This is a genomic window from Streptomyces sp. NPDC017225 (assembly GCF_044331465.1).
Taxonomy (GTDB): domain Bacteria; phylum Actinomycetota; class Actinomycetes; order Streptomycetales; family Streptomycetaceae; genus Streptomyces.
On sequence record NZ_JBIRNE010000003.1, the window covers coordinates 475142 to 497763 of the forward strand.

21 protein-coding genes are annotated in these 22622 nt (G+C 70.2%); 8 read left to right on the forward strand and 13 right to left on the reverse strand.

The annotated features are described in order from the left end of the window. Positions 1-95 precede the first annotated feature (95 nt). The gene (locus tag ACH4NX_RS09450) at positions 96-950 is read left to right on the forward strand and encodes a DedA family protein (RefSeq protein WP_351388328.1); all 855 of its coding nucleotides are present in this window, start codon (positions 96-98) and stop codon (positions 948-950) included. On the opposite strand, the gene ACH4NX_RS09455 is transcribed toward ACH4NX_RS09450, so the two are convergent. The 3 genes from ACH4NX_RS09455 to ACH4NX_RS09465 form a co-directional block, all read right to left on the reverse strand. After that, the gene (locus tag ACH4NX_RS09455) at positions 868-1680 is read right to left on the reverse strand and encodes an HAD family hydrolase (RefSeq protein ID WP_398128459.1); all 813 of its coding nucleotides are present in this window, start codon (positions 1678-1680) and stop codon (positions 868-870) included. The genes ACH4NX_RS09450 and ACH4NX_RS09455 overlap by 83 nt on opposite strands. Then, the gene (locus ACH4NX_RS09460; RefSeq protein ID WP_351388674.1) at positions 1680-4172 is read right to left on the reverse strand and encodes a phosphoribosyltransferase; all 2493 of its coding nucleotides are present in this window, start codon (positions 4170-4172) and stop codon (positions 1680-1682) included. The genes ACH4NX_RS09455 and ACH4NX_RS09460 overlap by 1 nt, the downstream gene beginning before the upstream one ends. Before the next feature lie 64 nt (positions 4173-4236). Then, positions 4237-5403: an HpcH/HpaI aldolase/citrate lyase family protein gene (locus ACH4NX_RS09465; RefSeq protein ID WP_351388323.1), complete on the reverse strand. Its 1167-nt coding sequence runs from the start codon at positions 5401-5403 to the stop codon at positions 4237-4239. Positions 5404-5611: 208 nt separating this feature from the next. Here ACH4NX_RS09465 and ACH4NX_RS09470 point away from each other — a divergent pair, with 208 nt between their 5' ends. Next, the gene (locus tag ACH4NX_RS09470; RefSeq protein ID WP_398128460.1) at positions 5612-6595 is read left to right on the forward strand and encodes a TerD family protein; all 984 of its coding nucleotides are present in this window, start codon (positions 5612-5614) and stop codon (positions 6593-6595) included. A 62-nt stretch (positions 6596-6657) separates the two neighbouring features. Here the strand turns inward: ACH4NX_RS09470 and ACH4NX_RS09475 are convergent, their stop codons facing one another. The 6 genes from ACH4NX_RS09475 to ACH4NX_RS09500 form a co-directional block, all read right to left on the reverse strand. Further along, the gene (locus tag ACH4NX_RS09475) at positions 6658-7395 is read right to left on the reverse strand and encodes a Tellurium resistance (RefSeq protein ID WP_351388320.1); all 738 of its coding nucleotides are present in this window, start codon (positions 7393-7395) and stop codon (positions 6658-6660) included. 161 nt (positions 7396-7556) lie between these two features. Next, positions 7557-8699: a DUF475 domain-containing protein gene (locus ACH4NX_RS09480; protein ID WP_351388317.1), complete on the reverse strand. Its 1143-nt coding sequence runs from the start codon at positions 8697-8699 to the stop codon at positions 7557-7559. Positions 8700-8748: 49 nt separating this feature from the next. Continuing rightward, complete coding sequence (locus tag ACH4NX_RS09485; RefSeq protein WP_351388314.1) at positions 8749-9324, reverse strand: TerD family protein; 576 nt, start codon at positions 9322-9324, stop codon at positions 8749-8751. A gap of 109 nt (positions 9325-9433) precedes the next feature. Continuing rightward, positions 9434-10009 carry a calcium homeostasis/redox stress adaptation protein gene (locus tag ACH4NX_RS09490; protein WP_279563573.1) on the reverse strand — a complete coding sequence of 192 codons (576 nt, stop codon included), beginning with the start codon at positions 10007-10009 and terminating at the stop codon, positions 9434-9436. Positions 10010-10314: 305 nt separating this feature from the next. After that, positions 10315-10773 carry a peroxiredoxin gene (locus ACH4NX_RS09495; RefSeq protein ID WP_351388311.1) on the reverse strand — a complete coding sequence of 153 codons (459 nt, stop codon included), beginning with the start codon at positions 10771-10773 and terminating at the stop codon, positions 10315-10317. A 126-nt stretch (positions 10774-10899) separates the two neighbouring features. After that, positions 10900-11337: a DUF3052 domain-containing protein gene (locus ACH4NX_RS09500; protein ID WP_279563571.1), complete on the reverse strand. Its 438-nt coding sequence runs from the start codon at positions 11335-11337 to the stop codon at positions 10900-10902. A 384-nt stretch (positions 11338-11721) separates the two neighbouring features. On the opposite strand from ACH4NX_RS09500, the gene aceE reads away from it, so the two are divergent. Next, the gene (gene aceE / locus ACH4NX_RS09505; protein WP_351388308.1) at positions 11722-14478 is read left to right on the forward strand and encodes a pyruvate dehydrogenase (acetyl-transferring), homodimeric type; all 2757 of its coding nucleotides are present in this window, start codon (positions 11722-11724) and stop codon (positions 14476-14478) included. A gap of 296 nt (positions 14479-14774) precedes the next feature. Continuing rightward, a complete protein-coding gene (locus tag ACH4NX_RS09510) occupies positions 14775-15305 on the forward strand; it encodes a MarR family transcriptional regulator (protein WP_351388306.1) in 531 nt (176 codons plus the stop codon). Here ACH4NX_RS09510 and ACH4NX_RS09515 read toward each other — a convergent pair. Beyond that, positions 15259-15567 carry a small hydrophobic protein gene (locus ACH4NX_RS09515; protein ID WP_351388303.1) on the reverse strand — a complete coding sequence of 103 codons (309 nt, stop codon included), beginning with the start codon at positions 15565-15567 and terminating at the stop codon, positions 15259-15261. The genes ACH4NX_RS09510 and ACH4NX_RS09515 overlap by 47 nt on opposite strands. A gap of 279 nt (positions 15568-15846) precedes the next feature. After that, the gene (locus ACH4NX_RS09520) at positions 15847-17469 is read right to left on the reverse strand and encodes an MFS transporter (RefSeq protein ID WP_398128461.1); all 1623 of its coding nucleotides are present in this window, start codon (positions 17467-17469) and stop codon (positions 15847-15849) included. 155 nt (positions 17470-17624) lie between these two features. Here ACH4NX_RS09520 and ACH4NX_RS09525 point away from each other — a divergent pair, with 155 nt between their 5' ends. The 3 genes from ACH4NX_RS09525 (at position 17625) to ACH4NX_RS09535 (ending at position 20513) form a co-directional block, all read left to right on the forward strand. Beyond that, complete coding sequence (locus tag ACH4NX_RS09525) at positions 17625-18326, forward strand: TetR family transcriptional regulator (protein ID WP_398128462.1); 702 nt, start codon at positions 17625-17627, stop codon at positions 18324-18326. A gap of 54 nt (positions 18327-18380) precedes the next feature. Beyond that, positions 18381-19598, forward strand: a complete 1218-nt coding sequence (locus ACH4NX_RS09530) for an alpha/beta hydrolase family protein (RefSeq protein WP_398128463.1) — start codon at positions 18381-18383, stop codon at positions 19596-19598. A 66-nt stretch (positions 19599-19664) separates the two neighbouring features. Continuing rightward, the gene (locus ACH4NX_RS09535; RefSeq protein ID WP_398128464.1) at positions 19665-20513 is read left to right on the forward strand and encodes a DUF4429 domain-containing protein; all 849 of its coding nucleotides are present in this window, start codon (positions 19665-19667) and stop codon (positions 20511-20513) included. A gap of 43 nt (positions 20514-20556) precedes the next feature. Here ACH4NX_RS09535 and ACH4NX_RS09540 read toward each other — a convergent pair whose 3' ends face one another. Both ACH4NX_RS09540 and ACH4NX_RS09545 read right to left on the reverse strand, forming a co-directional pair. After that, positions 20557-21573 carry an aldo/keto reductase gene (locus ACH4NX_RS09540; protein WP_351388290.1) on the reverse strand — a complete coding sequence of 339 codons (1017 nt, stop codon included), beginning with the start codon at positions 21571-21573 and terminating at the stop codon, positions 20557-20559. Then, positions 21570-22055 carry a MerR family transcriptional regulator gene (locus ACH4NX_RS09545; protein ID WP_351388288.1) on the reverse strand — a complete coding sequence of 162 codons (486 nt, stop codon included), beginning with the start codon at positions 22053-22055 and terminating at the stop codon, positions 21570-21572. Before ACH4NX_RS09545 ends, ACH4NX_RS09540 begins: the two co-directional genes overlap by 4 nt. A 95-nt stretch (positions 22056-22150) precedes the next feature. On the opposite strand from ACH4NX_RS09545, the gene ACH4NX_RS09550 reads away from it, so the two are divergent. Then, positions 22151-22621, forward strand: coding sequence for a GNAT family N-acetyltransferase (locus ACH4NX_RS09550; protein WP_351388285.1), 471 nt, complete (start codon positions 22151-22153; stop codon positions 22619-22621). Position 22622 lies beyond the last annotated feature (1 nt).

The following is a 22622-nucleotide window of genomic DNA, read 5'->3' on the forward strand; positions in this document are numbered from 1 at the left end:
TGCGGAAAACCACAATTCCCGCCTGTGGTACACCGCAGTCGATCCTGCGGTTTTCCTCAGTCTCCCTTCAGCTGCGGTTTTCTAGCGTGGTCGACATGACAGCCATCGCAGCGCAGACGGCCGCGGAGAGCGGTGCGGCTCCGCAGTGGATCAATGACCTCATGGACGCGCTCGGCGCACCGGGCGCCGGCCTCGCCATCGCTCTGGAGAATCTCTTCCCTCCCCTGCCGAGCGAGGTGATCCTGCCGCTCGCGGGGTTCGCGGCGAGCTCCGGCCGGATGAGCCTGATTGCCGTCCTGCTGTGGACGACGGCGGGGTCGGTGATCGGTGCGCTCGCCCTGTACGGGGTCGGCGCGCTGCTCGGCCGGGACCGCACGGTGGCGATAGCGGGGAAGCTGCCGCTGGTGAAGGTGTCCGACATAGAGAAGACGGAGGCCTGGTTCCTCAAGCACGGGACCAAGGCGGTGTTCTTCGGCCGGATGATCCCGATCTTCCGCAGTCTGATCTCCGTGCCGGCGGGGGTGGAGCGGATGCGGCTGCCCGTCTTCCTCGCGCTGACCACTCTGGGCAGCGCCATCTGGAACACCGTGTTCGTCCTCGCCGGCTATGCGCTGGGGGACAACTGGTCCGAGGTCTCGGGCATCGCCTCCACGTACTCGAAGGTGATCCTGGCGATCGCCGCGCTGGCCCTGCTGGTCTTCATCGTCATGCGGATGCTGCGGCCGGGAGCCGGCCACCGCAGGCGGGGTCGCGGACGGGACCAGCGGCAGGACATACGGCCGCCCTCCGACGGCACCCGCCCCGGCACCGGGGACGGTGCCGGGGCGGGTGCCGGGAGCCCGGACGACGGGATATGCGACGACGGGATCAGCGAGCCGGACTCGCCTCGCGCAGGAACTCACGAAGGATCCGCTCGCCGGCCAGGACGCCGCGCTCGGGCAAGGCGCTGATCGCCGGAGCCGTCCAGCCGGAGTCGGCCAGCTCGCCGTGGCCGGGGCGCCACCCCCGGTCGGCGGCGAGCAGCAGGTCGGCGTCGAGGAGTGAGTCGCCGGCGGCGAGGGTCAGATCGGCGCCGGTGCGGCGGGCGACCTCGTACACGGCTGCGCTCTTGGTGAGCGGCTTGGGGACGGCGTAGATCTTGCGGCCCTGGAGGGACACGGTCCAGCCCCGGTTCTCGGCCCACACCGCGAGTTCCTTCACCCAGTCCTCGGGCAGCAGTTCGCGCTCGACGACGAGGTAGGCGAAGAGGTCCTCGGCGACCCGGTGCTTGCGCACCCACAGCGGGTCGGCGGTGTTCATCAGGTGGTCGCGGACCTCGGTCAGCGAGGCGCATTCGTCGGCCAGCCGTGCGGTCACCCGCGCGTGCCAGCCGGGGTCGGAGACGCCGTCGACCAGCAGGTGGCCGCCGTTGGCGCAGATCGCGTACTTCGCCGGAGGGCCGGGGAGGTTGATGCGCTGGTACTGCGCGCGGGTCCGGGTGGTGGTCGGCACGAAAAGCGCCGTGTCGGCGAGGTCGGTCAGCAGCCCGGCTGCCGTCTCGGTCATGTAGGAGAGGGGTTTGCTCTCGTAGACCTCGACGCACAGCAGGCGGGGTGCCCGCGGGTCGGGCATGGTCAGCCCGAGCGCGGCGGCGGAGTAGATGAGCGTGCGGTCGAGGTCACTGGCGACGAGCACCGGCATCAGAGGGCCACCGCCTTGCCGTCGGCGCCGGTCGCGCCCCGGGTGTACTTGGGGTGGATCAGCCCGACGCAGGTGTAGGGCAGGTCGGCGACCTCCTCCACTGGCACGCCCCGCTGTTCGGCCAGCAGGCGTACGTGGTCGAGGTCGGCGCCCGCGCCGGCCCGGGCCAGCACCTTCCAGGGCACGCGGCGCAGCATCACGCGGGTGGTCTCGCCGACGCCGGGCTTGACGAGGTTGACGTCGTGGATGCCGTACTCCTCGCATATGCGCTCGACGGCGGCCCAGCCCGCCCAGGTGGGGGTCCGGTCGGCGGAGAGGAGCTCCTTGGCCTGGGCGTCGACCGTGTCGGCGACGTCCGGGAAGCGGGCGGAGACGGCGTCGAGGAAGGCCGGCGACAGGTCGGCGCCGGCGAGTTCGCGGTAGAACTTCGCGCCGTGGAAGTCGTGCGGGCCGACCAGGTCGGCGCGGAGCACGGTGCGGGATATCAGGCCGGAGACCGTGGAGTTGAGGCAGGCGGAGGGGATGAGGAAGTCGTCGCGGGTGCCGTAGGTGCGTACGCAGGAACCGGGGTCGGCGAGCACGGCGATCTCCGGATCGAAACCGGTGACGCCGTCGGAGACCTCGAAGTCGCGCAGGGCGGCGGCGAGTTCGCGGGTGATGGCGCCCTTGCCGGTCCAGCCGTCGACGAAGACGACGTCGGCGGGGTCGTGACGGTCGGCCAGCCAGCGCAGGGCGTTGGCGTCGATGCCGCGTCCCCGGACGATCGACACGGCGTAGTGAGGGAGGTCGAGACCATGGCGGAACCGCGCCCAGCGCCGCATCAGGATGCCGACCGGTGTGCCCGCGCGGGCGAGGGAGACCAGTACGGGGCGGGGCGACCGCTCCGCGAGCACGAGCTCGGTGACGGCGCCGACGGCGCGGGCCAGCCGGGCGGCGGAGGCCTCCAGGGCCGCGTGGAACAGCTCCTGGTACTGCTCACTGGGCTGGTACTCCACGGGCAGCGACTCCGCGTAATGCGCGCCGCCGCTCTGGATCGCCTCCTCGCGCTCCTCGGTCGGTGCCTCCAGCGTCGTGTCCGAGAGGTCCTGGAGCAGCCAGCCGACCTCGTCGGACGCGTACGAGGAGAAGTCGGGGCCGCGCAGGGGCTCGGGCAGCATGGAGGGCCTTTCGGAGGCGTGCGGGGCACGTGGGACGTACGACGGGACGACCGCGAGCAGGACGTGCGGGACGTGGGCGGCGAGCCGGGCCAGCAGTCCGTCGGGCGCGTGCAGCGCCGGGGTGTCGGCGGCCGAGTCGACGACGGCGACGACGGCGTCGAAGCGGGCGCCCGCGACGTTGTAGGCGTAGCGCTCGCCGGGGCCGTCGGCCGGGTCGTCGTGCGCGGGGAAGACCAGCCGGGTGCGTATCGCGTAGCCGGGGTCGTCGACGGCGAGGACGGGAGAGCGGGTGGTGGTGGAGTAGCGCACGTCGGCGTCGACGGTCTGCTCCAGCGCGTGGGCCAGGCGCAGCGGGGCGTACATCAGTTCCTCGAAGCCGAGGACGAGCACGCTCCGCGCGTCCGTGGGCAGCGCCTCGGCGATCCGTTCCGCCATGCCGGGCAGGGCGCTCTCCAGCCGGTCCCGCTGGGCGGCCGTGAACCCGTGCCGTGCGCCGTCGGGGACCCCGCCGGGCCACCGCAGGTCGACGTGGGCGACGGAGCCGGTGGAGGTCGGGGCGGGCGCCTCGGCGGCCGGGCCGTCCCGGGTCGGTTCAGCGGCACGCGCCTCGTACCGGGCGACCAGTTCCTGGCCCTTCTCCAGTACGCCCTCGGGCAGCCGCACCGTGCCCGAGGCGGCCGTCACCAGGTCCACGCGGGCGCCGATCTCCCGGGCGAAGTCCTCCAGCCGGCCGGCGTCGGCGGGCGAGCGCATGTCGACCAGGGCCACCACGACGTACCGCCGGCGCGGATAGCGCTCGTGGAGGGCGCGGACGGTGTTGAGGACCGTGTTGCCGGTGGAGAACTCGTCGTCGACGAGGACCAGCGGCCCGTCGCCGGCCAGCAGCGCCGGGTTCTCGGGCAACAGGAGGTGGGAGGTCGCGTGCGAGTGGGACTCCTCGAAGCCGCCCGCCCGGGCGACGCCGGTGACCGGACGGCGGGTGGAGTGCAGGTACGGGGCGGGGCCCAGGCCGTCGGCGACCGAGTGGCCGAGGCCCGTGGCGGTCTCGGCGTAGCCGAGCACGACCGCGCTCCCGGCCGCTTCGGCGCCGAGCAGTTCGCGGACGCGCCGGCCGAGGGCGACGCCGTGGCCGTACACGACGGAGGGCGACTGCGGGACGTGCTTGCCGAGCACGTTGGAGACGAGCAGGTGTGCCCGCTTGGGGTTGCGGCGCAGGGCGAGTCCCAGCAGGCCGGTCAGCGTGTCGTCGCCGGCGAGTTCGACGCCGAGCCGCTCGGCGACCCAGCTGCCGGACCAGACTCCGGCGCCCCCCTCTGCGCGCGCCCTCTCGGTCATGTAGTCGTGCCTCCCGTTGTCCACCGCGGTCTGGGCCCTTGCGTCGGTCATGGATTCCTTGCGTTCAGTCGGACAGGCCGGCGGCGAGCAGTTCCACGAAGCCGATGTCCTCGTTCGCCACCCCGAACACCTCCGCGCGCAGCAGGGTGCGCTCGGCCCAGGCGCGGTGGGGTTTCACCTCGTTCATCTTGTTCGTGTACGCCGACCTGAGCACGCCCCCGCCGCCACGTTCGGGCCGCAGGATGTCCTGGGCGTCGCTGAACTCCTCGTGGCTGACCACGGACAGCGCGTGCACGGGGAGTACGTGGGAGGGGTGGATGCAGGTCTTGCCCAGCAGGCCGTTGGCGCGGTCCAGGGAGATCTCCCGCAGCAGACCGTCCATGGCGTGCGCGATCAGCTTCTGCCGCAGTTCGACGGCCTGTACCTCCAGGAAGGGGCTCTGCCGCAGTTGCGGTTTGAACATCCTCTCCTGGACGCGGAAGTACTCCCACACCGGTCCGGTCACGGTGAATCCGGTGCCGTCGGCCCGGGCGAGCATGTTCACCACGTCGGCGATCACGGAGGCGACGATCTGGACGTCGTACGCCGTCATGTCGGGGCCCCTGCGCAGCCCGTAGGAGGAGCAGAAGTCGGTCACGCCGAGACGCAGGGCGAGCACGCGGTCGCGGTACTTGTCGACGGCGCGGAAGATGCCCTCCAGCGTCTGTACGCGGGACTCGCGGTACAGCAGGTCCGGGGACTCCAGTACGGGCATCGCGAAGAGCCTTCGGCCACTGGCGGCCTCGGCGGCGGCGAGCGCCTCCAGGAAGGCAATGCCCCGTTCCTCGGTGAATTTCGGCAGCACGAATCCGGACAGCAGCCGCGCGGCGGGGCCGAGTCGCCGTACGAGGTCGGGAATCTGCTCCGGGGTGCGGACCCGGACGAACAGGAGGGGGACGTCCGCGCTGGAACGTTCCGTCAGGTCCGTGAGCTGACGGACGAGGTTCTCCTCACCGACCGGTACGTCGGCGTCGTCGATCGAGTCCTCCAGGCACAGCACCATCGACACCACGCCGCTCGCGCTCTGCTTGAGGATGTCGTCGGCGAGTCTGGGCCGGGTGGCCGGGCTGTAGAGCGTGGCGCCCAGGGCCGCGGACAGCAGCCGGGCCGGGGAGTCCGCCGTGAAGGTGCAGGGCTCCTGATGAAAGAGGCGCTTTCGCACATCAGGGGCAATCTGTCCGAAATGACGCATTAAAACTCCCCCGTGGTGTCTGGGCGACCTGTGAACTGTCCAAAGGTGGCCGGTAATAGTACGTACGTATCCATGTCGGAGGTTCCCACCGGGCATGAATTCCAGGTAACCCGGGCATGACGGCGGCGGCGACCCGGGGTGAGCGGGGCCGACCCGTGTACCCGCCCCCGCATTGTCGTGACCAGGGCCGAGAGGGCAGGATGACGGCATGACGCACGCGATGCTGAAGGGGTCGAACGTCCCGCTGCAAGCCACCACGGTACGCGCCGTGCTGCGCTGGACCCCCGGGCAGGGGGTCCCCGACATCGACGCCTCCGCCTTGCTGCTGGGGCCGGACGACCGCGTGCGTTCCGACGAGGACTTCGTCTTCTACAACCAGCCCCGGCATCCCTCGGGCCAGGTCTGGCGGCTGGGCAAGAAGCGGGTCGCCGAGAGCCTGACCGACACGATCCAGACAGACCTCTCCGGGGTCGAGTCCTCGGTGGGCCGGATCCTGCTGGTCGCTTCGGCGGACGGCACCGCTTTCGACCGGGTCCACTCGCTGCGCATCCTGCTGTACGACGCCACGGCCGCCGACGCGGAACCTCTGGCGTACTTCGACGTCAAGCCGGAGACGGGCGAGGAGACGGCGCTCATCTGCGGCGAGCTCTACCGGCGCGGGGAAGGCTGGAAGTTCCGGGCACTGGGCGAGGGCTATTCGAACGGGCTCAAGGGTCTGGCGACCGACTTCGGCATCTCGGTGGACGAGTCGGAGGGGGCGGACGACCCCATCTCGGCCCCCAGGCCCGAACCGGCCGCGCCCACGCACGCGCCACCCACGCCCGCCCCGCCCACTCAGGCACCCGCTCCGGCCCGGTCCACGCCCGTCCCGCCGGCGGTCGGTCCCGACGAGCCGACCACCGTCCAGCCCCTCCAGCCCGTCCCGGAGATCTCACGGCCGCTGCCCCCGGAGCAGCCCGTGGGAGTGCCCGCGCAGCCCGCGTACGGCTATCCGCAGCAGCCGCCGACGGCACAGCCGGCCTACGGCTATCCGCAGCCGGCCGGACACCCTGGGTACGGGTATCCGCAGGCGCCCGCCGCTGCGGGGGTCACCGGCGCGCAGGCCGGCTACGGCTACCCGCCGCCGGTCGCCGGGACCCCCGACCCGGACTTCCGGCTGCCCCCGCAGGGGCCGCAGTTCGTCGGAAGGTAGACGCCCGGACGGTACGGGCGGGATCTCGGCGAACGGGTACGGGTACGGGTACGAACGGAGCCTCAGCGCTCCGCCTTGCTCTTGTGCCCCCGGCCCCACTGCAGGCCCCACCCGTACAGACGGTCCAGCTCTCCCTGGAAGCCGTACACGAACTTCACCTCGCGGCGGACGAAGATCTCGCCCTTGATGTTCTCGATCATCACCACGGCACAGGACCGGGCCTGCGGATGGCGCTCGTCGAGGCCTATCTCGATGCGGGGGCCGTTGCTCGGGTAGAGCGTGACGATGGCGTGCGTCCGGTCGAAGGCCGGGGTCTGGTCGTAGATGTAGGCGAAGACCAGGAGGCGTTTGATGGCGTCCTTGTGGTCGAGGTTGACGTAGATCGTCTCGCCGGAGGCCGAGCCGAAGCGGTCGTCGCCGCTGAGCTTGACGTACGGCGCGGCGTTGGCGTCCCCCAGGAAGCCGCCGAGCGGCTGGACGACCCCGCGGGTGCCGTCCTGGAGCTCGTAGAGGCAGCCGAGGTCGAGGTCGACGTTGACCATGCTCTGACTGTGACCGACGACCTCGGGGGGCTTGAGCGCCTTGAAGGGGTGCCGCAGCAGGCTCTCGCGCTGCACGCCCCTGATGTCCGACGTGCGCATCCGCCAGCTGAGGTTGATGCGGAGATGACCGGTGGCCGCGCCCTGTTTGGACAGGGAGACCTGGCTGTGCCGTTTGGTCAGCTGGATGGTGTTGGTCGCCGCGCTGCCCGAGTCGAACTCGGCCTCGCGTCCTCGCCACAGACCGTCCAAGAAGCCCATTCCCGCCCCCACCTTCACTCGACCGCCGTGACCGCCGACGGGGCGGCCCCGAGGAGTCGTCCTCGTAGGCCGCCCCGCACAGAGCGTTCCTCAACCGGGCCGTGTTCACACCGAAGGAGCAGGCGCACCGGGGGCGAACCGGCTCCGGTGACAGCAGGGTTTCACACCCCGGAGGAGACCTCCGCCTTCGCCTTGCCGCCGTCGCCCCCGGCCGCGGCGAGCCGCTTGTTACGGCGTACGGAGGACAGGAAGGAGGCGCCGATCAGGATCACGCCGATGGAGCCGGTGATGAGCTCGTGGATCTCGTACTGGATGGTGACCAGGAGGATGACGGCGAGGGCGCCGATGGCGTAGTGCGCGCCGTGCTCCAGGTAGACGTAGTCGTCGAGGGTGCCCTGACGGACCAGGTAGATGGTCAGGGACCGGACGTACATGGCGCCGATGCCGAGGCCCAGGGCCATCAGGACGATGTCGTTGGTCACGGCGAAGGCGCCGATGACGCCGTCGAAGGAGAACGACGCGTCCAGGACCTCCAGGTAGAGGAACATGAAGAACGCCGCCTTGCCGGCCAGCTTGACGGCCGACTTGGGCTTGCCGGCCCGCTCGGCCTGCTCCTCGGCCTCGTGCTCGCGCTCCTCCTCCTCTTCGAGTTTCTCCTCGAAGAAGCCGGAGAGACCGCCGACGACCAAGTAGGTGATCAGGCCGGCGATACCGGCGAGCAGGACCGTCTCAGCCTTGTCCGCGTGGGTGCCGCCGTGCTGGTGGGCGTGGGCGCCGAAGGTGATGGCGGAGACCAGCAGCACGACCAGGGCGATGCAGACCGACAGCATGTCGACCTTGCCGAGCTTGGCCAGCGGGCGCTCCAGCCAGCCGAGCCACTTGATGTCGCGGTCCTCGAAGATGAAGTCGAGGAAGATCATGAGGAGGAACATGCCACCGAAGGCGGCGATCGACGGATGGGCGTCCGTCACCAGCTCCTGATAGCGGTCCTTGTCGGTGAGCGCGAGGTCGACGGCCTCGATCGGCCCGAGCGACGCGCTGACCGCCACGATCACGACCGGGAAGACCAGGCGCATACCGAAGACGGCGATCAGGATGCCGATGGTGAGAAAGATCTTCTGCCAGAAGGCATTCATCTTCTTCAGGATCCCGGCGTTGACCACCGCGTTGTCGAAGGACAGCGAGATCTCCAGGACGGACAGGATCGCCACGATGCCGAAAGCGGTCCACCCCCCGTAGAAGATCGCGGCCACCAGGCCGAGCGCGGTGACCGCGAACGACCACCCGAAGGTTTTCAGAACCACTGGCTACCCAATCGTGTGTGTACGGGGCTCCCCCGCGCCGTACGCGGCTTTACGAAACGCTGACCCCGAAGTCTAGAGCGATGCCCCGGAGGCCCGACGCGTACCCCTGCCCCACCGCACGGAACTTCCACTCGCCCTGGTAGCGGTAGAGCTCACCGAAGATCATCGCGGTCTCCGTGGAGGCGTCCTCGCTGAGGTCGTAGCGGGCCAGTTCCTGGCCGTCGGCCTGGTTGACGACACGGATGAAGGCGTTGCTGACCTGGCCGAAGGTCTGGCCACGCTCGTCGGCCATGTGGATCGAGACCGGGAAGACGATCTTGTCGCACCGGGCGGGCACCGCGGAGAGGTCGATCAGCACCGACTCGTCGTCACCGTCGCCCTCGCCGGTGAGATTGTCACCGGTGTGCTCGATGGAGCCGTCCGGGCTCTTGAGCTGGTTGTAGAAGATGAACCACTCGTCGCCGAGCACCCGGCCGCCGCCGCACGCCAGTGCGCTGGCGTCGAGGTCGAAGGGTGCTCCGGTGGTGGAACGCGCGTCCCAGCCGAGCCCGACCAGTACCTGTGTGAGGTTCGGTGCGGCCTTGGACAGGGAGACGTTGCCTCCCTTGGCAAGCGTGACGCCCATGGTGATCCCTCCCCGGATGATGGTTCTCGGGTTTCCTGCACGTCCGGCGCCGCACGTAAACCGTGCGGCGCCGGACGGTCGAGGCCGTCGCCTCGGACGTGTGGGTGACTCAGACGTTCACGCCGAAGTCCTGCGCGATGCCGCGCAGCCCGGAGGCGTAGCCCTGGCCGATGGCGCGGAACTTCCACTCCGCACCGTGCCGGTACAGCTCACCGAAGACCATGGCGGTCTCCGTGGAGGCGTCCTCGCTCAGGTCGTAACGGGCGATCTCGGCGCCGCCGGCCTGGTTGACGACGCGGATGAACGCGTTGCGCACCTGGCCGAAGGACTGCTGGCGGTTCTCGGCGTCGTAGATCGAGACCGGGAAGACGACCTTCTCGACGTCGGCGGGGACTCCGGCGAGGTCGATCTTGATCTGCTCGTCGTCGCCCTCGCCCTCACCGGTGAGGTTGTCGCCGGTGTGCTCGACCGATCCGTCCGGGCTCTTCAGGTTGTTGAAGAAGATGAAGTGCGCGTCGCTGGCGACCTTGCCGCCGCTGTTCAGCAGCATCGCGCTGGCGTCGAGGTCGAAGTCGGTACCGGTCGTGGTGCGGATGTCCCACCCCAGACCGACGATGACCGCGGTCAGGCCGGGGGCCTCCTTGGTCAGCGAAACGTTGCCGCCCTTGCTGAGGCTGACTCCCACGAGTCCTCCATTGGTGTCCTGGGGCGGGGAGCCCCGAAGTGCGTTGGATGTCGAGTGCCGGATGTCTTGCGTGGATACCGGATCAACGAGTCGATCCTAGTGACGGGTTCCCGTTCACCGCAGTCCCTGGAAGCGACGAATCACACGGTGTCGATCACGCGCCGATCACGCGCCGGTCGTCGTGCCGGCCCACAGGGCCTGCCACAGCGCCTGCCACAGGGTCGGCCGAGGACCCGTCACAGGGTCGGCCGAGGACCCGTCACAGGGTCGGCCGAGGACCCGTCACAGGGTCGGCCAAGGGCCTGTCACAGGGCGTCGAGCGCCTTCACGTACTCGGTCAGGTCACGGGCGTCCGGCAGGCCGTTGACGACCGTCCAGCGCACGATGCCCTCCCGGTCGATGACGAAGGTCCCGCGGACGGCGCAGCCCTTGCCCTCGTCGAAGACGCCGTACGCGCTCGAGACGCTGCCGTGCGGCCAGAAGTCGGACAGCAGCGGGTACTCCAGGCCCTCCTGCTCGGCGAAGACGCGCAGCGTGTGGATGGAGTCGTTGGAGACGGCGAGCACCTGGGTGTCACGGTCGGAGAACTGCGGCAGGTTGTCGCGCACCTCGCACAGCTCCCCGGTGCACACGCCGGTGAAGGCGAACGGGTAGAAGAGCAGCACGACGTTCTTCCGGCCATGGAAGTCGGACAGCCGGACGGTCGCGCCGTGGTTGTCCTTCAGTTCGAAGTCGGGGGCCTTGTCGCCGACCTGGATCGCCATGTCCTGTTCGTCCCTTCGTAGGGTGGTTCGCTGGAACCACCCTACGCAGGGATCATCGCGGACCCGCGTACGGGCCGACGGCGGTCGGCCCGTACGGGGGTCCGGTGCGGTGCGGAGCCTGGCCGGCTACCGCTTGGACTTGGCGGCCTTGGGCGTCGCCAGTCGGCTGCCGCTCCAGTCCTTTCCGACGCTGACGCTCTTGGCCGCCGTCAGTCCGGCGGTCGTCGCGGCTTCCGAAATGTCGCTGGCCTCGACGTACCCCGAACGGCCGGTCTTCGGCGTGAGGAGCAGGATCGCCCCGCCCTCTTCGATGTACGTGGTGGCATCCACCAGCGCATCCGTCAGGTCGCCGTCGTCGTCACGGAACCACAGCACGACGGCGTCGGCCACGTCCTCGTAGTCCTCGTCCACCAGCTCGCCCTCGACGGCGCCCTCAATGGCCTCGCGGAGCTCCTGGTCGACGTCGTCGTCGTAGCCGATCTCCTGGACCACCTGCCCGGGCTGGAACCCCAGCCTGACGGCAGGGTTCGTCCGCTCCTCCGCGTGGTCCGCGGTCGCGCTCACGGGTTGCCTCCTGATCATGTCTTGGTGAATATCTCAGCCACGCGCGTGCGCGAAGCATTGGCCGTAGTCCACACGGACGGGACGGATCGCGCAAGTACCCGGCGACTGGGACCGTCGAAACGGTGACGATCCCGGCGGTGTCGCCGCAACTCCAGCCATGCCGTCCAGACCGAAGGTGACGTACACCACACCTATCTGCCCCGTTTGCGTATTTGGGAACCATGTGTGGGTACGAGACTCGAATGAACGTGCCCCCGATCCCATGGGGAGATCGGTTACCCCACGGTACAGATGACGTTTGCCCGCGCGAGGTCCACGATGGGGAATCGGCGGGGAATCGGCGCGACACCCGGCAAAGTTGCCCTCTGACAGCGAAGGAACAGCGTGGCTTCCGCATCCGATCGCAGTGATCGCAATCCGATCATCATTGGCGGCCTTCCGAGTCAGGTTCCTGACTTCGATCCCGAGGAGACCCAGGAGTGGCTCGACTCCCTCGACGCCGCCGTCGACGCGCGCGGCCGGGAGCGGGCCCGCTTCCTGATGCTGCGGCTGATCGAGCGGGCCCGCGAGAAGCGCGTGGCCGTGCCCGAGATGCGCAGCACGGACTACGTCAACACCATCCCGACCAAGAGCGAGCCGTTCTTCCCCGGCAACGAGGAGATCGAACGCAAGATCCTCAACGCCACCCGCTGGAACGCCGCCGTGATGGTCTCCCGCGCGCAGCGGCCCGGCATCGGCGTCGGCGGCCACATCGCGACCTTCGCCTCCTCGGCGTCCCTGTACGACGTGGGCTTCAACCACTTCTTCCGCGGCAAGGACGAGGGCGACGGCGGCGACCAGGTCTTCTTCCAGGGGCACGCCTCGCCCGGCATCTACGCGCGCGCGTACCTGCTGGACCGGCTGACCGAGCGGCACCTGGACGGCTTCCGGCAGGAGAAGTCCGCGGCGCCGCACGCCCTGTCGTCGTACCCGCATCCACGGTCGATGCCGGACTTCTGGGAGTTCCCGACGGTCTCGATGGGCCTCGGGCCGATCGGCGCGATCTACCAGGCGCGGATGAACCGCTACATGCACGCGCGCGGGATCGCGGACACGTCGAGGTCGCACGTGTGGGCCTATCTCGGCGACGGCGAGATGGACGAGCCGGAGTCGCTGGGCCAGCTGTCCATCGCCGCCCGCGAGGGCCTGGACAACCTGACCTTCGTCGTCAACTGCAACCTCCAGCGCCTCGACGGCCCCGTGCGCGGCAACGGGAAGATCATCCAGGAGCTGGAGTCGGTCTTCCGGGGCGCCGGCTGGAACGTGATCAAGCTCGTGTGGGACCGCACCTGGGACCCGCTGCTCGCGCAGGACCGCGACGGTGTGCTGGTCAACCGGATGAACACGACGCCGGACGGCCAGTTCCAGACGTATGCCACCGAGTCCGGCGCCTACATCCGCGACCACTTCTTCGGCGACGACCACCGGCTGCGCGCGATGGTCGAGAACATGACCGACGACCAGATCCTGCACCTGGGCCGCGGCGGACACGACCACCGGAAGATCTACGCCGCGTACAAGGCGGCCCTGGAGCACAAGGGCCAGCCGACGGTCATCCTCGCCAAGACGATCAAGGGCTGGACGCTGGGCCCGAACTTCGAGGGCCGCAACGCCACGCACCAGATGAAGAAGCTGACGGTCGACGACCTCAAGCGCTTCCGCGACCGGCTGCACCTGCCGATCTCGGACCGGGAGCTGGAGTCCGGCCCGCCGCCGTACTACCACCCCGGCCGGGACACCGAGGAGATGCAGTACATGCACGACCGGCGCCTGGGCTGCGGCGGGTACGTCCCGACCCGGGTCGTACGGTCGAAGCCGCTCGCCCTGCCGGACGACAAGACGTACGCGACCGTGAAGAAGGGGTCGGGCCAGCAGTCCATCGCGACGACGATGGCCTTCGTGCGGCTACTGAAGGACCTCATGCGGGACAAGGAGATCGGCAAGCGGTTCGTGCTGATCGCGCCGGACGAGTACCGCACGTTCGGCATGGACTCGTTCTTCCCGAGTGCGAAGATCTACAACCCGCTCGGGCAGCAGTACGAGTCCGTGGACCGCGATCTGCTGCTCGCCTACAAGGAGGCGCCGACCGGGCAGATGCTGCACGACGGCATCTCCGAGGCCGGCTGCACGGCCTCGCTGATCGCGGCCGGATCGGCGTACGCCACGCACGGCGAACCGCTCATCCCGGTCTACGTCTTCTACTCGATGTTCGGTTTCCAGCGCACCGGTGACCAGTTCTGGCAGATGGGCGACCAGTTGTCGCGCGGTTTCGTGCTGGGCGCGACCGCGGGCCGTACGACGCTGACCGGTGAGGGCCTCCAGCACGCGGACGGCCACTCCCAGCTGCTGGCGTCCACCAACCCGGCGTGCGTCGCGTACGACCCCGCCTTCGGCTTCGAGATCGCGCACATCGTCCAGGACGGTCTGCGCCGGATGTACGGCGGGGACGAGCGGCACCCGCACGGCGAGGACGTCTTCTACTACCTCACCGTCTACAACGAGCCGATCCAGCACCCGGCCGAGCCCGACAACGTGGACGTCGAGGGCATCCTCAAGGGCGTGTACCGCTTCAGCGAGGGGACCTCCGGTTCCCTCCCGGCGCAGATCATGGCGTCCGGGGTCGCGGTGCCGTGGGCGGTCGAGGCCCAGCGGATCCTCGCGGAGGAGTGGAACGTGCGCGCCGACGTCTGGTCGGCGACCTCCTGGAACGAGCTGCGGCGCGAGGCGGTGGCGTGCGAGGAGCACAACCTGCTGCATCCCGAGGAGGAGCAGCAGGTGCCGTACGTGACGCGGAAGCTGGCCGGGGCGCAGGGGCCGTTCGTGGCCGTGTCCGACTGGATGAGGTCGGTTCCGGACCAGATCGCGCGCTGGGTGCCGGGGACGTACCAGTCGCTGGGCGCGGACGGGTTCGGCTTCGCGGACACGCGCGGTGCGGCGCGGCGCTTCTTCCACATCGACGCGCAGTCGATCGTGGTGGGGGTGCTGACGGAGCTGGCGCGGGAGGGGAAGGTCGACCGGTCGGTGCTGAAGCAGGCGATCGACCGGTACCGGCTGCTGGAAGTCGCGGCGGCGGATCCGGGGGTCGCGGGTGGCGACGCGTAGCGCGTGAGCGGTTGCGCGAGGGGCGGTGGGGCTGCGGCTCCGCCGCCCCTCAGGGTCTGTCCCCCCGGGGCTCTCGCGGTGCGGGCCCCGGGGCTCTCGCGGTGCGGGCTGCGGAGTGCTCGCGGTGCGGGCCGCGGGTGTGGCGGTCGCGGCACGGAACATCCGGTCGCCGGGTGACGGAGCGAGACGGTTGTTGTCGTTCACGCCGACGTCGACCCCGAAGCGGCCTTGACCTCGACTTTGCTTGAGGTCCTAGCGTGCTCGCATCATCAGCCGTTCCCGAGGGAGCAACACGCATGACGACCCGACCCATGTCCGACGCCGAACTCGCCGCGCAACCCTCCGGGTACTGGACCGGATTGGCCTATGAGGCCGTCATTTCGTTCGTCCGGGCCCGGCAGGCCGAACTGGGCTTCACCCAGCCCCAGTTCTGGCTGTTGCGCAACCTGTCGGACAACGACCTCTCACCCGACGGCCGCGGCATGACCGTCCTCGAACTCCAGCAGGCCATGAGCTCGTACCTCAGGCCCGAGGACGACCTGGGGGCGGAGGCGGAAGTCCTGCTGGAGCGCGGTTGGCTGACCCGCGACACCGGGGGGCGGCTGTGGATCACCGCGTCGGGCGAGGAGGCTCGCGCGAGCCTCCAGCAGCACACCCCCGCCATCCGGGACCACATCCACCGGGGCATCGACGACGCCGATTACGTCACGACGCTGAAAGTCCTCCAGCGGATGATCCGGAACACCGGCGGTTCCCCGGCCCAGGCGGGTGCGGTGGCTGTCAGAGCACGCCGTAGCCCGAGGCCGTCGCTCCGAGGAGCCCGATGACCGCCAGGACCGTGTCGATGATGCCCAGGACCAGGGCGACCACGGCCGGTACCGGGCGGGATCCCGCCCAGCTTCGGCCCATGGCGAGCCAGCCGCAGACGATCGCGACGGGGCCGAGGACGATCCCCAGCACGAAGAACCCGGCGACCGCGCAGATGACTCCGACGATTGCGAGCGTCGCGCGATCCGGCCCGGTCCGTGACCACGTCCGGCCACGTGAGCGGGGGTGCCTGCGCGATCCTTGTCCGAAGCTCGCCATCATCAACTCCCTGAACTCTTCGTGAAGTTCGGGTACCCCTCTGCGGCGCCTTATGCCTGCCGCGAACGGCTGCCTGCGCGCTGCCCCCCTCCAGCAGCGCGCCGCAGCCTCTCACCCTCCGTGCCCTGCGGAGGACTTGACCCACTGTGACCTGCGAGGTCCGCACCAGGGGAGGGTTCTCCGGCCCTGTCACCCGGATAGGCGAACAGGGCCGGAGAAGGAAGGAGTGCCGGGCCTGGTGGCCCGGCACTCCGTCGCGCGCTCTCCGTCGCGCGCTCTCCGTCAGATGTGGCCCACTCCCGCGCCGGCCTCCGCGTTCTCACCGCGCTTGGTGAGCAACGCGACCAGCACGGCCACGGCCGCGACGCCGGCGGCGACGAGCGACGCCAGGCTCATGCCCGACAGGAAGGTGTCGTGCGCGACCTCCGTGACCTTCGCGGCCAGCGGCTCCGGCATGCCCTCGGTCACCGGCGCCACGCCGACCTGGACCGCCTCGGAGGCCTGGCCCAGCTGCTCCGGCGTCAGTTCCGGAAGGCCCGAGTCCGCCCAGTTGCCCGCCAGGTCGCTGTCGACCTTGGAGGCCATCACGGCGCCCAGCACGGCCGTACCGAGGCTGCCGCCGATCTGCATCGCCGCCTGCTGGAGACCACCGGCGACACCGGAGAGCTCCATCGGGGCGTTGCCGACGATGACCTCGGTGGCACCGACCATCACGGGCGCGAGGCCCAGGCCCAGCAGGGCGAACCACAGCGACATGAGACCGCTGCCGGTGTCCGTCTCCAGGGTGGACATGCCGTACATGGCGAGCGCGGTGAACGCCATGCCTCCCGCGAGCGGGATGCGCGGACCGACCTTGGTGATCATCACGCCCGCCAGCGGCGAGCCGACGATCATCATGCCGGTGAGCGGCAGCAGGTGCAGGCCGGCGTCGATCGGGCTCATGCCGTGCACGTTCTGGAGGTAGAACGTCACGAAGAACAGGCCGCCCATGAAGGCGATGGCCATCATGACCATCAGCACCACACCGGCCGACAGCGGCACCGAACGGAACAGCGCCATCGGGATCAGCGGTTCCCTGACCCTCGTCTCCCAGAAGGCGAAGAGCCCGAAGCCCGCGACGGCGACGGCGAGGAACAGCCATGTCACGCCGTCGCCCCAGCCCCACTCGGGAGCCTTGATGAGCGCCCAGACCAGGCAGAACATCGCGGTGGAGAGCAGCGCGATGCCCAGGACGTCGAAGGAGCGCGGGGCGTTCTCCGCGCGGTGGTCCAGCAGGATCATGATGCCGAGGACGACGGCGAGGATGCCCACCGGCACGTTGATGAAGAACACGGACTGCCAGTTGACGTGCTCGACCAGCACGCCGCCGAGGATCGGGCCGCCCGCGGTGGAGGCGCCGATGACCATGCCCCAGATGCCGATGGCCATGTTGAGCTTCTCGGCCGGGAAGGTGGCCCGCAGCAGGCCGAGCGCGGCCGGCATCAGCAGCGCGCCGAACAGTCCCTGGAGTACGCGGAAGACGACGACCAGCGGGATGGTGTCGGACAGGCCGATGGCACCGGAGGCGGCGGCGAAGCCGACCACCCCGATGAGGAAGGTCTGCCGGTGTCCGAAGCGGTCACCGAGCTTGCCCGCGGTGATCAGGGAGACCGCGAGGGCGAGGAAGTAGGCGTTGGTGATCCACTGGACGTCGGCGAAACTGGCCTTCAGGTCGCTCTGGATGGCCGGGTTGGCGATGGCGACGATGGTGCCGTCGAGGGCCACCATCATGACCCCTACAGCGACGGTGAAGAGCGTGAGCCACGGGTGACCGCGCAGTCCGCTGGCAGGTGCCGGGCCGGACGGCCCGGACGACGCTCCCCCGTCCTCCGATCCCGTCTTGTCGATGGTGGTCTGACTAGTCATACATTCGAGGCTAATGACAGTCACTGCCAGTTGACAAACCATTTCACCGGTCGGTAACTGACATGACATCCACCTTTAGCCTGAACTGCGGAAACACAGCGAAACGGCAGCGCGGCGACACACCGCGGCCGATGCGAGGAGCGAACCTCTTGAACATGGCGGACACGGCCGGCCCACCGGGACTGCGCGAACGCAAGAAGCAGCGCACCCGGGAGACGTTGCTGCGGTCCGCCCTCGAGCTGTTCACCGAGCGGGGCTACGAGGAGACGACCGTCGACGACATCGCCGAGACGGCCGATGTCTCCCAGCGCACCTTCTTCCGCTACTTCGCCAGCAAGGAGGAGGCGGCCTTCTTCGTGTCGCGGCTCGCGGAGGCGCACTTCGTCGACGCGGTACGCCGCCGCCCGCCCGGCGAGGCGCCGCTGGTCACCCTGCGCCGGGCGCTCGTGGAGAGCTGGAGCACCATCGGCGAGGCCGTCGAGCAGCTGGTCCCGCTCGAGCTGCACATGCGCTTCTACCGGGTGATCGAGTCGACGCCCGCGCTCCTCGCCGCCCATCTGCGGCGCGCGACGGAGCTGGAGGAGGAGATCGCCCGCGTCATCGCCGACCGCGAGAACCTCGACGTGGAGACGGACCCGCGGCCCCGTGTGGTCGTCGCCGTCTTCGGAGCGGTGATGCGGGTGACCGAGCGGATCTGGTCGGCGCGAAACGACGCGGGACTCGCGGTGCTGCGCGACCTGACCTCCTCCTACCTCGACCAGGTGGGGCCCGCGCTCACCGATGACTGGCGGAGCGGGCCGGGGACCGAGCGGGCCGGACGGGTGGAACCAACCCCGCAGCACATGATCGAAACGTGATCCGCGTCACTGGATTCACGCGAGACCGTGCCGTTCTCCTAGTGTGTCCTCCCAGTGACTTCCTTCGACACCTCCCCGCAACTGAACGCCTGGCGAGCACTGCTCGCACTGGCCGTGGTGTTCGTGATGCTGGCGACCACCGGGTGGACCGCCCTGCGCAACCAGCGGGGGCCCACGGCCCTCGAAGCGTCGGTCACGGCCTGGGAGCACGGCCGGATCGACGGGCGCGGGCTGCCGGACGCGCAGGCGGCCCCCACCCGGCTGGCCCGCTTCTTCGCCTCGCTCGCCCAGTGGCAGCGCGAGAGCCTGGCCCGCCGCTATCCCCTCGCCGTCGGCAACATGAACGGCGCCCCCGTCGAGCTCCGCTACCTCGCCAACCGCGCGGCACTGCGCAAGGCACGCGCGGCGGAGCGACTACGCATGCACGACAAGCGGCTGTCCCTGTCCGGGCAGCGCGAGGCGGGCCGGCGCGCGCACCACTACGAGTCGCTGCTGAACCCCGCCCGCCACGTCCTCGCCTTCGACCCGGCGGGCTCGGGCAAGGTCGCCGAGGTCTTCGGGAATTTGGACCGCGCCGACCGCGTGTCCGTCGTCGTGCCCGGCGTGGACACCGATCTCCTCACCTTCCAGCGCAGCGACCGCAAGTACGCGGCGCCCGTCGGCATGGCCGAGTCGCTGCACGCCGCCGAGCGCCGGGTGAGCCCGGACACACGTACGGCCGTGATCGCCTGGGCGGACTACACCTCCCCCGACGGCCTCGGCATGGAGGCGGCCACCGCGAACCGCGCCGAGCACGGGGCCGTCCGGCTGAACGCGCTGGTGCGGGCACTGCCCGGCCGGGCCCCCGTCTCGCTGTTCTGCCACAGCTACGGCTCGGTGGTGTGCGGCCTCGCCGCCGACAGGCTGCCCGCCCGGGTGACCGACATAGCGGTGGCCGGCAGCCCCGGCATGCGCGCCGAGAAGGCCACCCATCTGCGCACCTCCGCCCATGTGTGGGCGATGCGGGACGCCGACGACTGGATCCAGGACGTGCCCTACCTGGAGGTCGGCGGCCTCGGACACGGCGCCGACCCGGTGTCCGCGGCGTTCGGGGCGCGGGTGCTGTCCGCGCGGGGCGCCGAGGGCCACAGCGGCTACTTCGTACCGGGTACGGAGAGCCTGCGGAACTTCGCGGAGATCGGCGTTGGCGCATACCGCACGGTCGCCTGCGCCGCGGAAGATGACACATGCCGGGCGGGTTTGTCCGCGGCGGCGACCGCCGGACGCGCGTAGAGGCGCAGAAACTCCGGTTTGCACGGGGAGGGGACGGAAGAGCTCGTGCCGCATACGATGAGCCGTATGGGTGACGTACTGGCCGGATTTCATGCCGCCTGGGAGTTCGAGTCCGACTCCGTGCTCATCCGTTACGAACGGGGGATCCGAACGCCCAAGCTTTTCCAGGCCCTGGGGGAACGCCGTGTCCCGCTGGAGGCGATCGCCGGGGTGACGCTCACGCCCGGCAGGCGGGGCACCGTCGTGCTGCGCGTCGAGCCGCGTCCGGGCGCCGATCCGCTGATGGAGGCGGCGGCCGGACAGCTGAAGGAGGGGTGCGACCCGTATCGGCTGGTGCTGCCCGCCGAGCGGGAGACGCTCGCGGAGTACTACGCCGACGAGCTGCGGGCGCTGCTGACCGAGACCGGCAAGACCGAGCGGTACCTGGTGGCGGCGCCCGAGGCGCCGCTGCACTTCAAGGCGTACGACGGTAAGGCGTCCTTCGACGGGACGTCGGTGGCGTTCCGGTGGTTCTGGACGGGCGCGTCGTCGGCGAAGTGGAAGGCCGGCGACCAGAGCTTCCCCGTCGCCGGTCTGGGTGGAGTGGAGTGGCGCTCCCCCGAGGTGTTCGACGGGTATCTGCGGCTGCTGCCGCGGGACGGGACGCCGGCCGTTCCCCAGGCCGACCAGGATCCGTCGGCGGTCGTGTTCGGACTCGGATACGGGCCCGTGCACGAGTCACTGCCGTTCGCCGCGGCGGTGCTGGCGGCGGTGCGGGAGCGCGGCTCCGCGGTGCCGGTGCCGGTTCCGGCTCCCCGGCGCGACCCCGCGGACATCGCCGAGCGGATCCGGCACCTCGGGGAGCTGCATCAGGCGGGGCTGGTGACGGACGAGGAGTTCTCCTCGAAGAAGGCGGAGTTGCTGGCGGAGCTCTAGGCTTTCGCGTCCGCCGAGTCCGGTGTCGTCGCGGGGCGCTCCCCTACTCGCGCCCGGCGGAAGTGAACGCCATGTCCGCGTACCGGTTGCCCGCTACCTTCCCGGCGATCGGCTCCAGCAGGGTCAGCTCCTCCTCCGTCAGGACGATCCTCGTCGCCGCCGTGTTCTCCTCCACCCGGCCCGGCTTCCGGGTGCCCGGGATCGGGATCACCGCGAGGTCGTGCGCCCGCGCCCGCTGCTGCGCCCAGGCCAGGGCGATCTGGCCGAGGGTGGCGTCGTGGGCGTCGGCGACCGTGCGGACCGGGTCGAGGAGGGCCGCGTTGGCCGCCGCGTTGTCACCGGTGAAGCGGGGCTGCTGGCGGCGGAAGTCGCCGGCCGTGAGGTCCTGGTCGGCGTCGGTGAAGGCGCCCGTGAGGAAACCCCGGCCGAGCGGGGAGTACGGGACGAGGGCCACGCCCAGTTCCCGGGCGGCCGGCACCACACCCGCCTCGATGTCCCGGCTGAACAGCGACCACTCCGACTGCACGGCGGCGATCGGATGCACCGCCCGGGCGGCCCGCAGCTCCTCGCCCGTCACCTCGCTCAGCCCGAGGTGTTCGACCTTGCCCTCGCGGACGAGGTCGGCCATGACGGCGACGGTCTCCTCGATCGGCACGCGCACGTCGCGCCGGTGCATGTAGTAGAGGTCGATCACGTCGACGTCCAGGCGGCGCAGGCTCGCCTCGACCGCCTGGCGGATGTACGGCGGGTCGTTGCGGATGATCCGCTTCGTGGGCTCGTCCGGCGGGATGGCCAGGCCGAACTTGGTCGCGATGACGACCTCGTCGCGGTGGGCCTTGAAGAACGGCGACAGGAACCGCTCGTTCTCGCCGGCGCCGTACGCGTCGGCCGTGTCGTAGAGCGTGACGCCCAGCTCCAGCGCCCGTTCCAGGGTCGCCCGTGACGCGTCGGCGTCCGAGGGGCCGTATCCGAAACTCATGCCCATGCAGCCCAGCCCCTGGACGCCCACCTCGGGGCCGTCGTCGCCGAGCCGTACCGCCGGGATCCTGCTGTCGGTCATCGAGTCCTCTCCCCTTCACCGGCGCGTTCGGCGTCGCCGTAGAAGCTGATCTTCCGGTCGAGTACGGCGAGGGTGTCCTGGAGCTCGCCGATCCTCGTCAGCACGTCGCGGCGGGTGGCCTCCAGGAGTTCCCGCCGGTCGAGGTAGGTGCCCTCGCCCTCGCGCACCAGCTCCGCGTACCGGACCATGTCGGCGACCGGCATGCCGGTCAGGCGGAGCTTGCCGACGAAGTCGAGCCAGTCCAGGTCGCGGTTGTTGTAGCGGCGCTGCCCGGTGTGCGAGCGGTCGATGTGGGACATCAGGCCGATCCGCTCGTACCAGCGCAGCGTGTGGGCCGTCAGTCCGCTGAAGGCGACGACCTCGCTGATGGTGTAGTGGTCCTGCCCGTCGGGGCGCGGGTGGCGCCGGGGCGGGGCGGAGCAGGTGTCTGTTCTGGTGGCGTTCGGCGCGATGGTCTCGGCCGCGGTCTGCATCACCGTCATGTGCTCCACGCTATGGCCTTGGAGTGCGCTCCAAGCAAGCGCGCCCGGCGGGAAGACGACGCGATCGCGGGCGCCCGGTGGTTAGCATGCCCGGCATGACCCTCGTACGCCGTGCGCTGCCCGAGGACGCGGAGGAAGTACTGCGTCTGCGTCAGGTGATGATCGACTCGGTGGCCCGGTCCGACCCCTCCACCGAGTGGCACGCCGAGTCCCTGCCCGTCCTGCGCGGCAGGCTGGCCGGTCCGGACGGCACCTTCGCGGCGTTCGTCGTGGACCATCCACAGCGGCCGGGGGCCCTTGCGGCGCTGGTGGCCGGCACGCTCGACTACCGCATCGGCGGCGCCCGCAACCCGCTCGGCGTCGACGGCTACGTGTTCAGCGTCGCCACCGACCCGGACGCGCGCCGGCGCGGCTACGCGCGCGCCCGCATGGAGGCCCTGCTGGAGTGGTTTGGCGAGCGCGGAGCCCGGCGAGTGCGCCTCACCGCCTCCTCGCGGGCCGAGCCGTTGTACGCCTCACTGGGCTTCCACCACAGGACGGACCCCTTGCTGGAGCTGACGCTCTGAG

What these genes read in the sequence shown, in the direction of transcription:
- ACH4NX_RS09450 (WP_351388328.1), top strand. Translation starts at nt 96, where the DNA reads ATGACAGCCATCGCAGCGCAGACGGCCGCGGAGAGCGGTGCGGCTCCG.
- ACH4NX_RS09455 (WP_398128459.1), bottom strand. Translation starts at nt 1,680, where the DNA reads ATGCCGGTGCTCGTCGCCAGTGACCTCGACCGCACGCTCATCTACTCC.
- ACH4NX_RS09460 (WP_351388674.1), bottom strand. Translation starts at nt 4,172, where the DNA reads ATGACCGAGAGGGCGCGCGCAGAGGGGGGCGCCGGAGTCTGGTCCGGC.
- ACH4NX_RS09465 (WP_351388323.1), bottom strand. Translation starts at nt 5,403, where the DNA reads ATGCGTCATTTCGGACAGATTGCCCCTGATGTGCGAAAGCGCCTCTTT.
- ACH4NX_RS09470 (WP_398128460.1), top strand. Translation starts at nt 5,612, where the DNA reads ATGACGCACGCGATGCTGAAGGGGTCGAACGTCCCGCTGCAAGCCACC.
- ACH4NX_RS09475 (WP_351388320.1), bottom strand. Translation starts at nt 7,395, where the DNA reads ATGGGCTTCTTGGACGGTCTGTGGCGAGGACGCGAGGCCGAGTTCGAC.
- ACH4NX_RS09485 (WP_351388314.1), bottom strand. Translation starts at nt 9,324, where the DNA reads ATGGGCGTCACGCTTGCCAAGGGAGGCAACGTCTCCCTGTCCAAGGCC.
- ACH4NX_RS09495 (WP_351388311.1), bottom strand. Translation starts at nt 10,773, where the DNA reads ATGGCGATCCAGGTCGGCGACAAGGCCCCCGACTTCGAACTGAAGGAC.
- ACH4NX_RS09510 (WP_351388306.1), top strand. Translation starts at nt 14,775, where the DNA reads ATGACGACCCGACCCATGTCCGACGCCGAACTCGCCGCGCAACCCTCC.
- ACH4NX_RS09515 (WP_351388303.1), bottom strand. Translation starts at nt 15,567, where the DNA reads ATGATGGCGAGCTTCGGACAAGGATCGCGCAGGCACCCCCGCTCACGT.
- ACH4NX_RS09520 (WP_398128461.1), bottom strand. Translation starts at nt 17,469, where the DNA reads ATGACTAGTCAGACCACCATCGACAAGACGGGATCGGAGGACGGGGGA.
- ACH4NX_RS09525 (WP_398128462.1), top strand. Translation starts at nt 17,625, where the DNA reads ATGGCGGACACGGCCGGCCCACCGGGACTGCGCGAACGCAAGAAGCAG.
- ACH4NX_RS09535 (WP_398128464.1), top strand. Translation starts at nt 19,665, where the DNA reads ATGGGTGACGTACTGGCCGGATTTCATGCCGCCTGGGAGTTCGAGTCC.
- ACH4NX_RS09540 (WP_351388290.1), bottom strand. Translation starts at nt 21,573, where the DNA reads ATGACCGACAGCAGGATCCCGGCGGTACGGCTCGGCGACGACGGCCCC.
- ACH4NX_RS09545 (WP_351388288.1), bottom strand. Translation starts at nt 22,055, where the DNA reads ATGACGGTGATGCAGACCGCGGCCGAGACCATCGCGCCGAACGCCACC.
- ACH4NX_RS09550 (WP_351388285.1), top strand. Translation starts at nt 22,151, where the DNA reads ATGACCCTCGTACGCCGTGCGCTGCCCGAGGACGCGGAGGAAGTACTG.